At 34.5% G+C, this 12,631-nt stretch carries 15 protein-coding genes and 1 rRNA gene; 11 read left to right on the plus strand and 5 right to left on the minus strand.

Annotated features, from left to right (window positions below):
* Nucleotides 1-91 (plus strand): 5S ribosomal RNA (gene rrf / locus JOC48_RS16310); the annotation flags it as partial.
* A 96-nt stretch (nt 92-187) separates the two neighbouring features.
* On the opposite strand, the gene JOC48_RS16315 is transcribed toward rrf, so the two are convergent.
* Nucleotides 188-1,447, minus strand: coding sequence for a BaiN/RdsA family NAD(P)/FAD-dependent oxidoreductase (locus JOC48_RS16315; protein ID WP_204501554.1), 1,260 nt, complete (start codon nt 1,445-1,447; stop codon nt 188-190).
* A 200-nt stretch (nt 1,448-1,647) separates the two neighbouring features.
* Between JOC48_RS16315 and JOC48_RS16320 the strand changes: the two genes are divergently transcribed.
* Nucleotides 1,648-3,279, plus strand: coding sequence for a putative polysaccharide biosynthesis protein (locus tag JOC48_RS16320; protein ID WP_204501485.1), 1,632 nt, complete (start codon nt 1,648-1,650; stop codon nt 3,277-3,279).
* A gap of 17 nt (nt 3,280-3,296) precedes the next feature.
* Nucleotides 3,297-4,016, plus strand: a complete 720-nt coding sequence (locus tag JOC48_RS16325) for a pseudouridine synthase (protein WP_204501486.1) — start codon at nt 3,297-3,299, stop codon at nt 4,014-4,016.
* Nucleotides 4,017-4,077: 61 nt separating this feature from the next.
* Here the strand turns inward: JOC48_RS16325 and JOC48_RS16330 are convergent, their stop codons facing one another.
* Nucleotides 4,078-4,296: a DeoR family transcriptional regulator gene (locus JOC48_RS16330; RefSeq protein WP_204501487.1), complete on the minus strand. Its 219-nt coding sequence runs from the start codon at nt 4,294-4,296 to the stop codon at nt 4,078-4,080.
* A 156-nt stretch (nt 4,297-4,452) separates the two neighbouring features.
* On the opposite strand from JOC48_RS16330, the gene JOC48_RS16335 reads away from it, so the two are divergent.
* The 4 genes from JOC48_RS16335 (at nt 4,453) to JOC48_RS16350 (ending at nt 7,953) form a co-directional block, all read left to right on the plus strand.
* Nucleotides 4,453-5,478, plus strand: a complete 1,026-nt coding sequence (locus JOC48_RS16335) for a potassium channel family protein (protein ID WP_204501488.1) — start codon at nt 4,453-4,455, stop codon at nt 5,476-5,478.
* Nucleotides 5,479-5,548: 70 nt separating this feature from the next.
* The gene (gene thpR / locus JOC48_RS16340) at nt 5,549-6,115 is read left to right on the plus strand and encodes an RNA 2',3'-cyclic phosphodiesterase (RefSeq protein WP_204501489.1); all 567 of its coding nucleotides are present in this window, start codon (nt 5,549-5,551) and stop codon (nt 6,113-6,115) included.
* A 10-nt stretch (nt 6,116-6,125) separates the two neighbouring features.
* Nucleotides 6,126-7,019: an NERD domain-containing protein gene (locus JOC48_RS16345; RefSeq protein ID WP_204501490.1), complete on the plus strand. Its 894-nt coding sequence runs from the start codon at nt 6,126-6,128 to the stop codon at nt 7,017-7,019.
* Between the two features lie 151 nt (nt 7,020-7,170).
* Nucleotides 7,171-7,953 carry a phosphotransferase family protein gene (locus JOC48_RS16350; RefSeq protein ID WP_204501491.1) on the plus strand — a complete coding sequence of 261 codons (783 nt, stop codon included), beginning with the start codon at nt 7,171-7,173 and terminating at the stop codon, nt 7,951-7,953.
* A gap of 5 nt (nt 7,954-7,958) precedes the next feature.
* Here the strand turns inward: JOC48_RS16350 and JOC48_RS16355 are convergent, their stop codons facing one another.
* A complete protein-coding gene (locus JOC48_RS16355; protein WP_204501492.1) occupies nt 7,959-8,240 on the minus strand; it encodes a YtzH-like family protein in 282 nt (93 codons plus the stop codon).
* Nucleotides 8,241-8,446: 206 nt separating this feature from the next.
* On the opposite strand from JOC48_RS16355, the gene trmB reads away from it, so the two are divergent.
* The gene (gene trmB, locus JOC48_RS16360) at nt 8,447-9,085 is read left to right on the plus strand and encodes a tRNA (guanosine(46)-N7)-methyltransferase TrmB (RefSeq protein WP_204501555.1); all 639 of its coding nucleotides are present in this window, start codon (nt 8,447-8,449) and stop codon (nt 9,083-9,085) included.
* A gap of 132 nt (nt 9,086-9,217) precedes the next feature.
* Here the strand turns inward: trmB and JOC48_RS16365 are convergent, their stop codons facing one another.
* The gene (locus tag JOC48_RS16365; protein WP_204501493.1) at nt 9,218-9,532 is read right to left on the minus strand and encodes a PepSY domain-containing protein; all 315 of its coding nucleotides are present in this window, start codon (nt 9,530-9,532) and stop codon (nt 9,218-9,220) included.
* Nucleotides 9,533-9,724: 192 nt separating this feature from the next.
* Here JOC48_RS16365 and JOC48_RS16370 point away from each other — a divergent pair, with 192 nt between their 5' ends.
* On the plus strand, nt 9,725-10,792 hold the full coding sequence (locus tag JOC48_RS16370; RefSeq protein ID WP_204501494.1) for a M42 family metallopeptidase: 1,068 nt from the start codon (nt 9,725-9,727) through the stop codon (nt 10,790-10,792).
* Nucleotides 10,793-10,860: 68 nt separating this feature from the next.
* Nucleotides 10,861-11,370, plus strand: a complete 510-nt coding sequence (locus tag JOC48_RS16375; RefSeq protein ID WP_204501495.1) for a DUF84 family protein — start codon at nt 10,861-10,863, stop codon at nt 11,368-11,370.
* A gap of 57 nt (nt 11,371-11,427) precedes the next feature.
* On the opposite strand, the gene JOC48_RS16380 is transcribed toward JOC48_RS16375, so the two are convergent.
* A complete protein-coding gene (locus tag JOC48_RS16380; protein ID WP_204501496.1) occupies nt 11,428-11,868 on the minus strand; it encodes a YtoQ family protein in 441 nt (146 codons plus the stop codon).
* Nucleotides 11,869-12,056: 188 nt separating this feature from the next.
* On the opposite strand from JOC48_RS16380, the gene JOC48_RS16385 reads away from it, so the two are divergent.
* Complete coding sequence (locus tag JOC48_RS16385) at nt 12,057-12,572, plus strand: hypothetical protein (protein ID WP_204501497.1); 516 nt, start codon at nt 12,057-12,059, stop codon at nt 12,570-12,572.
* The last annotated feature ends 59 nt before the right edge of the window (nt 12,573-12,631 follow it).

Genomic DNA, 12,631 nt, shown 5'->3' on the forward strand with positions numbered 1-12,631 from the left:
CACCTGTTCCCATGCCGAACACAGTAGTTAAGCTCTCCAGCGCCAATGGTAGTTGGGGCTTTGCCCCTGCGAGAGTAGGACGTCGCCAGGCAATATGAAAGAAACCCAGAAAGCAATTTGCTTTTCTGGGTTATTTTTATTTAAGCAACAATTAGATATCCACATTGCATTTCTAAAAATTTATATCTTACGATAACGATTCCCAAGCAGCATTCATACCGGCCACTCGACCAGTGACCATGGCTGAGGTTATATTATAGCCGCCAGTATATCCGTGAATATCTAATATCTCTCCACAAAAATACAAACCGTGCATTAGTTTTGATTGCATTGTATTAGGGACAATTTCCTTAGTGGAAACGCCTCCTCCGGTAACAAAGGCTTTTTCAATTCCTTGACTACCGTGAACATTAAATCGAAATTGTTTAAAATCTTGGATTAGCATTCTTACTTTTTCCCGGGAAATATTCGCAGTCTTTTCGTCGCTAATGATTTCATTTTTTGCCAACAGAAAGTCTAAATATCTTTCCGGAACAATTCCTTTAAAGAGGTTCTTTATGGTTTTTTTAGGATTAGCTTCTATTCGTTCTGTGTACCTTTTAAGCAACTCTTCTCCGTTTTCGGAAGGCAATACATCTATTTGTATTGTTACGGATTTTTTCCCTTTCCTTAGTTCCTTCACAACGAACTGAGAACATCTGAGAACTGCTGGACCGGATATACCGAAATGCGTAAAAAGCATGTCCATTTGATGAGTAATTATAGGCTTCATCTTTTCATTCAGGACAGATAAGGCAACATCCCTTAAAGCTAATCCTTGAAGGCGTTTTTCTTGGATAAAAGGTTCATTTGATAGCAGAGGTACCTCTGTTGGGTATAAATCTGTTACCGTATGGCCAGCCTTTTTGGCCCAAGCGTAACCATCACCAGTGCTTCCTGTATGTGGAACAGCTTTACCACCAACAGCTATTACAATTGCATTTGTTTTAATTTTTTCTTGTGTGTTAAGAATAATCGTGTGTTTTATCTCATCATAATGAACCGCTTTAACAGGTGTATTTGTCCTAATCGTAACTCCTAATTCATTCAAGCGGCGAATTAGTGAATCAACAACACTTTTTGCAGAATTACTAACTGGAAACATTCTTCCATGATCTTCTTCTTTTAATTTAACACCAAGTTCTTCAAAAAAATCAATAATATCATAATTATTAAATACGGAGAAAGCACTATATAAAAAGCGTCCATTTCCTGGTATATGTTTAATTACTTCATCTTGAGGAAGTCGATTCGTAACATTACAACGGCCTCCACCAGAAATAGCTAGTTTTTTACCTAGTTTGTTTCCTTTATCTATAAGTAAAGTAGTTGCACCATTTTCTGCTGCAGCTATAGCTGCCATTAAGCCCGATGGTCCTCCACCGATGACAGTGACTTGGTAAGACAAATCATTCATCCCTTTCTTAGATATTAGTTAGGTAACCGGTCTTCTGTAACTGTTATTATTTGATAAATCCCTACTTTCTCATTCTACTTTTAATGAGAAGTTTTTTCTACTTCGCCATCTGTATAACTTGAGTGGTTGAAAGGAACAAACATGTGATAGAATAAGTGGATATGATTATATAAATAGATGCAGGTGAAAAAATGTCAACATCAACTATCCTTCGTGGCACCTTTATTTTAACAGCAGCCACTTTTTTATCTAAGTTTTTAGGAATGATTTACGTTATCCCATTTAATGGGTTAGTTGGAGCAACAGGTGGAACGCTATATAGTTTCGCTTATGGTCCTTATAACATATTGTTAAGTTTATCTACGATTGGAGTACCATTGGCTGTATCTAAATTTGTGTCCAAATATAACTCGTTAGAAGATTATCATACTGGAAGAAGAATGTTTAAAGCTGGTATGATCTTGATGATGGTGACAGGGTTCGTTGCTTTTTTGCTTTTATTTTTGGGGGCAGGTCTTTTAGCTCAAGTGTACATTCCTGAAGGTGCTGATGGAATTACAGTTGAAGATGTCACACTAGTCATTCGAATGGTCAGCTTTGCACTTATTATTATTCCAGCTATGAGTATTGTACGCGGCTTCTTTCAAGGTCACCAATCTATGGGTCCAACCGCTGTATCTCAAGTAATCGAACAAATCGTTCGAATCATTTTTTTGTTAGTTGCTGCTTATATTACCGTTGACATTCTTAATGGAACGATTACGACTGCTGTAGGTTTTGCTACGCTTGCTGCTTTTGTTGGAGCGATTGCATCATGTTTTGTACTTTATTATTATTGGAAAAAAAGAAAACCATATTTAGACAAACAAATGGAAAAACAAGAACGATATTATGATGTGCCAACGGTTGAATTATTTCAAGAGCTTTTTCGCTATGCCGGTCCATTTGTACTTGTTGGGATTGCAACTCCGCTTTACCAACAAATTGACGCATTAACCTTCGCTAGGGCGATGACTGCTATTGGACAAAAGGAAATTATCTCAGAAGCTTTTTCAAATATAAATCTCTATGGTCATAAGCTGGTGATTATTCCAGTTACACTTGCAACAGGTCTATCTTTAGCTATTTTACCAGCAATGACGAAATCTTATGTTGAAAGAAATAAAGCACTATTGTTCAATCAAATAAATCAATCCTTGCAAATTATCATGTTACTTATTGTACCTGCAGTTATTGGGATGGCTATTCTTTCCTATGAATCTTGGGGAACCTTTTACGGAATTAATGCAGAAACAATCAGTTTGAATGGATCATTGTTAAGATGGTATGCCCCTGTTGCTTTATTTTTTGGGTTATTTACGGTGTCTTCGGCTATTCTGCAAGGAATTAATCAGCAGCAGTTTGCTGTTATAAGTTTAACAGCTGGCTTGGTCATAAAAGGTACATTAAACGTTCCTTTCATTTATCTTTTTGGTGCAAAGGGAGCGATATTAGCAACTATGTTATCCGTTTTAACCGTTGTGTTATTGAATTTAGCAAGAATAGGTATAGCCATTCAATTTCCATACAAACAACTGATAAAACGATCCATTTTAATTGGAATTTTTTCAACAACCATGGGTATTATAGTATGGTTATGTAAATGGACGTTAAGCTTTTTTATTTCTTATGATGATGGTCGACTTATTTCTATAGTCATTCTAAGTATTTGTGTATTTATTGGTGCAACAGTATATCTTTGGCTGTGTTATGAGTCAACTTTGTTAGAGAGAGTTATTGGAAGTAGAATCCGAATTATTGATAAGATATTTAGAAGAAATTGAAAAGTTAGGAGCTTTTTATGAGAATTGATAAGTTACTAGCAAATATGGGATTTGGAAGTCGTAAAGAGGTTAAATCACTGCTAAAAAAAGGAGTCGTAGTTAGTAATGGTGAAGTAATCAAGAATAGCAGTATGCATGTAGATCCTAATCGAGATATAATTAAAGTGTTTGAGCAAGAAATTGAATACAAAACATTTATCTATTTAATGATGAATAAGCCACCAGGATATATTTCAGCAACTGAGGATAATCGGGAATTAACCGTAATAGATCTTCTGGAACCGGAGGATACTGTCTTTGATCCTTTCCCGGTAGGAAGATTAGACAAAGATACAGAAGGGTTATTATTAATAACCAATGATGGAAAATTAGCTCATCAATTATTATCGCCTAAAAAGAATGTTGAGAAAACTTATTATGCTACAATTGAAGGTCGAGTTACGGATGACGATGTGGTAAGATTTAATCATGGTGTTGTACTTGATGATGGTTATCAAACAAAGCCTGCCAAGTTAACGATTTTAAATCAAGGAACAATTTCAGAGATAGAAGTTTCGATTACAGAAGGAAAATTTCACCAAGTTAAAAGGATGTTTGAAGCTGTTAGCAAAAAAGTCATTTACTTAAAGCGTTTATCTATGGGAAATTTACGATTGGATCCTGACTTAAAAGTCGGTGAGTATCGCGAATTAACAGAGGATGAATACAATTATCTTAAATCAATAATGACTAAATAAACCACAAGTCCCAAAAAATTTGGCTGACGATCTTTAGTCAGCCTTTCTTCCCCATATATTTTTATGAAATCTTTACTTTTTTTCTGGTGATTTTCCATCTGCCCCGATTTGGACTCATTACTAGACCATTATGCTCTAATACATTAAGATCTCTCTGAACCGTACGATCTGTAATACCAAATTCTTCAGCTATTTCGGTTGTAGAGACTGGGCCGTTTTCTCTAATGTAAAGATAAACAGCCTTGACACGAGTAAGCATGCGGGAAGTTGATTGATTCAAAAAACCACTCCTTATTGTTCATTCAATAGATCCGTGGTGATCGTGAATCTAGAAGTTATTCTAATTTTACACTTTTTTGTTTAGAAACGCTAGATTTACAATCAAATTTTACTGATAATTCATATAATTTAATACTATTGTAAAAGAGGGAGTAGTATGTACATTGTAAAAAAATTAATGAGAAAAGTAGTAAAAATTCAAAATAGTATTTTGTTTATTACGAGTTTTTTACTTATATTACTTAGCTCATTTTTAATTGTTGAAGTGGAAAGAGAAACCTTCCCAAATTATTTTGATGGGTTTTGGTGGGTGATGACAACCGTTACAACGGTTGGTTATGGGGACTATTCACCGATTTCGTTTGCTGGTAGGATGATCGCACTTTTTCTTTATATTTTTGGTATTGGTATTATTGGGGTAGTTATTGGAAAAGTAGTTGACGGCCTATCTAGTTTTCGCAAGAGAAGAGAGGAGGGAGACATTGTGTACAATGATAAAATGCACTATGTCATCATTGGTTGGTCTCAAAAAGCAAAATTTGCAATTAAGGAAATGCAAGAAACTAATAAAAAGATTGAAATTGTCATCATAGATGTATTAAGTAAAGCTCCTGTTTTAGATGAGCGTATTCATTATATCCAAGGAAATGCTTCAGAGGTTACAACATTGCGTAAAGCAAATATCGAACATGCGAAAGCTGTGCTAGTATTTGCAGATGACAAGATTCAAGATGATCAACTAACTGATGGAAAAACTTTACTAATTGCATCAGCGATTGAGTCTGTAGCCCCCAATGTACATACAATTGTTGAAGTAATGGAAGAAAGCCATATAAAAAACTTTGAATACATGAAAGTGGACGAGTTTATTGTTTCCAATGAAACGATTTCTACGATGTTTGTACGTTCAGCATTTAGAAAAGGAATTTCAGGTTTTTATCGTCAGCTTCTAAGACGTGCTCATGGTGATGATCTATTCCATATACCCAACCGTAAAGCATGGAAAACGTATCGAGATGCTTTCAATGATTTACTAAATGAAGGAGCGACTTTAGTTGCTGATGGTAACAATTTAAGTATCAACCGAATGCTTGATCAGCCATTACCAAACAATTCAGAATTATACGTCATTTGTGACAAGCAGACGTATCAAACAATTATTGCAGATAGTAATCAATCATAAGAATGATAAAATAGGAGAAAATATATGGTTGAGGATATAATCGAAGATATATGGGTTGGAGGTTTATGTTATGACGCAACATGAACATTTTTTCGTTGCAGTACCACTGAGCTCATCTATAAAAGCAATGTTAGCAGACTGGCAAACAAAGCTACAACATTCTAATAGTTTGAACTATAAAAATTGGACTCACCCTGATGATTTACATATCACATTGAAGTTTTTAGGAGCGGTTGACAGGGAAAAAATGATCCAGTTAAATGAAGCTTTAGACACACTTTGTAATGTTCCCTCGTTTTCTATCACAGTTGGAGGGGTTGATACATTTGGCAGTCCTAGACAGCCTCGAGTTCTTTGGGCAGCAATAGAAAGAAGTCGTGAGTTGGAGCACTTATATACGTTCGTAGAATCAACATGTATGAAGTATGGTTTTAAAAAAGAAAACAGACCTTACCGCCCCCATATTACACTTGCAAAAAAGTGGGATGGTAAACAGGTACAGCCTGAAACATTAGGGGATATTATATCATCTTTTCGTGATAGGAAAGAATCAGTAGTTAATCATTTTGTTGTTTATCAAATTCATCCTAAAAAAACACCAAAGTATGAAATTATTAAACAAGTTGATTTGAAGTGAGGGGTAATGGATGGCTCAGTTAATAAAAATAGAAAATTATATTTCAAGGTATGAAAAAGATATTTTTCATTATCCCGGACAATTTATGCGGTTAAAAAAAGTTAATTATTCAAAATTTGAACAAGCCTGGGAAAACCAAGCGAATAATAAGTCAGAGGTGTTTAGTGCTAAACAAAAAATAAAACATATATTTAGCGCCAATGATAAAACTCAGACGGAAGATGATTTATCTGATGATACTTCTAAAACTACATCTGTAAAAGAGTTAAAACAATCCTTTTTAGATCATTTAATGCCTTTCCAATTGAAATGGGCATCTACCACAATTGGAGAAATGTCATTCATTGACCGATATTATTATGAAGATTTTAAACTAAAGTATTTTCTACAACGTATTCCCGATATCTATTTATTATTTTACTATCCGGTTTTTCAACTAAAACAGACTTCGTTAGATGGTGAGATATTACTTGTAAGTCCAGTCGAAATTGAAATCATTAAATTTGTAGAAATGGATTCAACAATGATGATTTACCCTAGTGAAGATCGTACATGGCGTCTTGAAAAAGATTCTGTGCAAAGTACAATGCTAAGTCCTATGATTTCATTAAATAGGACGGAACAGATTGTCCGAAGTATTTTAAAAAAATATAAGTTAGATTTTCCCATTAAGAAAATTGTACTTTCTCGCACAAACAGTATTTTAGTGCATAATGAACCTTATAATACTAGATTTATTGGCAAAGACCAACATGAAAAGTGGTTGCATGAAAAAAGAAGCTTTGTATCTCCCTTAAAGCATGCGCAGTTGAAGGTTTGCGAATTTCTATTAAAACATTGTCAAACAAACGCTGTTAGAAGGCCTGAGTGGGATCAGGAGGTAAATGGGGATCAACTATATTAAAATCTTTTGCGTTTTTGATAATCTCGCTTGAAATTATCACCTAACATACGTTAATCTATATTTGTCGCTTTTTCATAGATTATAAAAAATAACCACGAAAATAAAATGGTTTCTATAAATAAATTGAATTTGAAGAATTGAAGGTGAGAGTTTGGAACATATACTAGGAAAAGAATGGACAATTGCATCTGCAGGTGGCTCTACAGGGGAAGCATATTATGCCCAAAGAGAAAAAAAACGTTTGTTTTTAAAACGAAATTCTTCTCCATTTATAGCGGTGCTATCTGCCCAGGGTATCGTTCCAAAATTAGTCTGGACTAAACGATTGGAAAATGGAGATGTTATCACAGCACAACAATGGCTAGAAGGTAGAGAACTAACACCGGAAGAAATGAAGCATCCTAAAGTTGCCAAGTTATTAAGCAAGATTCACCATTCTTCAGAACTATTGGATATGCTACTAAGAATTGATAAGAAGCCATTACAACCTGACCAACTATATTCAAATCTAAAAAATAGATTAAGAACTGATTTTTATCCGATTGAACTCCACCAGTCGCTTAAATACCTTGAACGACAATTACCGTTTATTGACATTAATACGAAAGTAGTTTGTCATTGTGATATGAATCATAATAATTGGTTACTATCGAATAGTGGACAATTATATTTAATTGACTGGGATAGTGCCAAAGTAGGTGACCCTGCCATAGACATCGGGATGATATTATACTGGTACATACCCGAAAATGAATGGGACGAGTGGCTGGAATGTTATGGAATATCCCAAAACGGGAACCTATTAACCCGGATGTATTGGTATTTAATATTGGAAATTGCTCGTTATTATGTTTGGCATAGAGAGAGAGAAGAATGTAAAGAAGCCGAACAGCGTGTACATGAACTGAGACGGCTTCTTTCAAAGAACCTTTAAGCAGGTTATGTTGTTGTATGGATTACATTTACCCAATTTTTAATATTTTGTTGGTTCAAGGTGATATGTTCATCTAGGTTTTGAACAAGCTCACCTTGTCTACCATAGTTATAAATTTCAGGAAGTAACTGTAACAACTGTTCATTGTCGATGGAATGATTAGCCATAATGGAATGAACGATACGTTTAATTTGTTGACATTCGGACACACTTCCACAACATTCTTCTGAATGTTCACTGAGCAAATCATACAATACATGTAATTGATCATTTACATTTAATGACATTTAAACCCCACCTTTGCATTTTAGGTTTTGCAAAAAGTAAAAATATATGCACAAATATAAGATATTTACTATGTCCTCTTTTCTAACTAATCATTTCATTTTTTATTTAACAAGAATTTAACAAGAAATTTGATAAACGATAATAATAAAGCATTCCCTACTACACAATAATAAATGTTCTATATAATGAAGAAGGAGCTTAAATGATGCGAGCAAGAAATAAACCATGGGCAGATGATTTTATTCAGGATAATAATCATATCGTTGAATTAGATCCGTTCAAATACAAAGGGGATTGGAGTTCATTATTTGGAAATGAACATCCCATACATTTAGAAATAGGCACTGGAAAGGGTCAATTTATAACTGGTATGGCTAAACAATATCCAGCGATTAATTTTATCGGTATAGAGGTTGTTAAAAGTATTATTGTTAGTGCTGTACAAAATGTTGCTGATACCGACCAGTCCAATGTTCGATTAATTAATGAAGATGCTAAAGATCTTAGAGAAATTTTTCAACAGAATGAAGTGGATACAATATATTTGAACTTTTCTGATCCTTGGCCAAAAAATAAACATGAAAAACGAAGATTAACGTACAAAAAGTTTCTTGAACAATACAAACACATCTTAAAAGAGAATGGTGAAATTATATTGAAGACAGATAATCAAGGATTTTTTGAGTATTCGTTAGCTAGCTTTTCACAATATGGTATTATTTTAGATGAAGTCACTTTAGATTTACATGCACAAGAAGATCCAACCAATATCATGACAGAATACGAAGAAAAGTTTTCCAATAAAGGACAGCCAATCTATCGATGCAAAGCACATTTTGCATAAAAACACAGACTAAGCTAACAGCTTAGTCTGTGTTTTTATGTTTTCAGAATAAAATTATAAGTAAAACAGTTATGAAGGATTTCACCACGTCGTAGGACTATAACCCTACATTTTTGAGGCTATCCAAGTTGATTAAGCAGATTTTGCAACATCAATAACAGCTCCAGTATTCGCATCAACAAAAAACTCAAACTGTGTATTTTCTCCATCAATTGTTCTTGTTACTCCACCACGATAAACCGTATAAGATAAACCATTTCTTGAAATTTCCTCTGGTTTCATGTAAATCCAAGAGCCACTGACAGAACCTTGTTGTTTAAATGCCTCTTTTGCAGATTTTAATGCCTTCTCTGGTGAAATTGTTTGTTGGTTTTCTAATTGATCTTTTAGTAAATAACCTACTACTGCACCTAAACTTGCAGCAAATAGTAACTTTCTCCAGTTCATTTGATGTCACCTCAGATTTCAATTATTTAATTCGTACTTTTAGTGTTAGTATACCTGATTTTATAAAAAATAGAAAATGGTTGTACATTATTAAGAAAATATGTTGGCTAAGTAATTCAATCACTAAAAAGTGGAAACTTTGGATTGAATTCGATACAATTAAGTAAGTTTATTATAGTTGGAGGTATACATATGAATCAAGAAACACTTGAATTGTTCCGTACGTTAACAGAGCTACAGGGTGCGCCTGGAAATGAGCATCTTGTTCGTGAATTTATGAGAAATGAGCTAGAAAAATACGCTGATGAAGTGATTCAGGATCGTCTTGGCGGAGTTTTTGGTGTGAAAAATGGGGATGGACCTAAAGTAATGGTAGCAGGCCATATGGACGAAGTTGGATTTATGGTAACTCAAATTACTAAAAATGGTATGCTGCGTTTTCAGCCTTTAGGTGGTTGGTGGTCACAGGTATTATTAGCTCAACAAGTACAAATTATGACTGATCATGGTCCAGTCATTGGGGTGATTGGTTCTATCCCTCCTCATAACCTAACTCCTGAACAAAGAAAAAAGCCAATGGACCAAAAAAATATGCTAATTGATATTGGGGCTGACGATGAAGAAGATGTTAAACGAATAGGTGTTAAGCCTGGTCAACAAATTGTTCCTATCACACCTTTTACTCCAATGGCGAACGAGAAAAAGATTATGGCGAAGGCTTGGGATAATCGATATGGCTGTGGCCTTTCCGTTGAATTACTAAAAGAATTACAAGGTGTTAACCTTCCAAACCAATTGTATTCAGGTGCAACTGTCCAGGAAGAAGTTGGTTTGCGTGGAGCGCAAGTTGCTGCAAACATGGTTAAACCAGATATCTTCTATGCATTGGATGCATCTCCAGCAAACGATATGTCAGGAGATGATAAAGAATTCGGGCAATTAGGCAAAGGAGCACTTTTACGTATTTTTGACCGCTCCATGATTACTCATCGTGGAATACGGGACTTTATCTTAGATACGGCTGAATCTAATAAAATTCCGTACCAGTATTTTATTTCTCAAGGTGGAACTGATGCAGGTAGAGTACACTTAACAAATGAGGGGGTTCCTTCTGCTGTTATAGGTATTTGTTCAAGGTATATCCATACTCATGCTTCTATTATTCATGTTGATGATTACGCTGCTGCAAAAGAATTACTAGTTAAGCTGGTAAAAACAACAGATCATAATACATTAGAACAAATACAGATAAACGGATAACTTTCATCATTTTAACGTAATTGTATGATGCAAGCATAAAGACATATGGAGAAATTAGGTGAAATCGGTTGAAAATATTCATTGGCTCCAAAAATCCAACAAAAATTCAAGCAGTTGCTAATGTATTTCCAAAATATCAAATAGAAGATGCTGATGTACCATCTAATGTATCTTCACAGCCTTTTTCGGATAAAGAAACGTTAGAAGGAGCAATAAATCGGGCAAAAGCATGTGCTTCAATGGAAAAAAATACGATTGGTATAGGACTTGAAGGTGGAGTTGCTGAAATGGACATGGGTCTGTTTCTCTGTAACTGGGGAGCGTTAGTCGATGGGAATGGTAACCTTTTTGTTGCAAGTGGAGCGCGGATTCTTTTACCTGATGAAATTACAGAGGAACTAAAAAAAGGTGTGGAATTAGGGCAAGTAATGGACGATTACACGAAAAAACAAAATGTTAGAAAAAAAGAGGGAGCTATCGGTATCTTTACGAATGAATTAGTGAAAAGAGAAGAGATGTTTACCCATGTAATTAAGTTATTAAAAGGTCAATCAGACTATAAAAAGATACAGCGCTAATCAGCGCTGTATTTTTTATTTTATGAATTAGACACCCTAGGTGATGTTGTGGGTAGTTCAAGTATAGATGTATTCTAACACTTCTATTGCTTGATCAATGGTTTCAACTGTTACATTGGCCTTATTAGATAGTTCTTTCAATGGATGGATTAAGGACTCAGGTCGGATTAGAATAGTCGGCTTGTTTAAAGCTAGTGCCGTAGCTGCATCCATAGCAGTATTCCATTGTTTATATTTTTCACCAAATAATGCAATCACAACATCAGATTTTTTTAGTAACACTTCTGTACGAAGGTTATTAATCGCTGATGCAGCATCATCCTTGTATAAATTGCTTGGTTGTTCACCAATTACACGCTCTCCAATGTCATCAGAAAGCGAATGGTTTTCTTGAGGCCCAACAAATTGAATAGGTAAATTTTTTTCTTTTGCTATGTTTTTTACTTGTTCTCGCCAATCATCATGAATTTGACCTGCTAGATAAACGGTTAGTTCCATGATCAGTTCTCCCTTCTATTAAATCCACTTCATCTATTATAAATCGAACAACAAACATAATTCAAAAGGAAAGGTTTCTTGTCAAAAATAGATTTCATAGTATGATAGAATAAGAAATGAATATCAATGAGTCAAACTTGTGGAAAAATAGATGTATTGGCAAGAAGATTAGTGTGTAGGAGGAAGTCATGATTACGAAAAAAATAAACCTTTACGTTGTTCTATCTATCATTGTCCTTGTTGCATCGGGTTGTACATTAAAGGCAGAGGAAAAAGTGTTGGAGGATGTAGAGATTGCTGCAGAAAAAATATTCAAGCAAGAAAAAAGTATATCCCCAAATAAGGAATTAAAAAGTATATCTGTTTATTTACCAGTAGATTTTACAGTTACAGAAGAATCTACAAGTAACGTAATTTTAGAAAAGGGAGATCAAACCTTTATTCTTTTTTATAATCCCTTAGAAGATAGCAAGAGTGAACTTAATTATGAGGCTGCATCAGCTGCTGATAATATCGTTTTATTAGAGTCGTTAGAAGATGATGACCGATTTGGGTATATTTCTGTACTTGAGTTAAAGGATGACAGATATGAGCTTCAATTGGGAATAGGGGGAGTTAAGATTACAACAAGGACTTCCATGGGGAATCTTGAAAATGATGCAGAGAACATGATGGAAATTGTTAGCTCAATTGATGATAACTAGTAGTGAGAATCTTAATCAAATTTTAATAGAGGATTACCGCTATATGGCTGTATTTATTT

Source organism: Aquibacillus albus (genome assembly GCF_016908325.1).
Lineage (GTDB): Bacteria > Bacillota > Bacilli > Bacillales > Amphibacillaceae > Aquibacillus_A > Aquibacillus_A albus.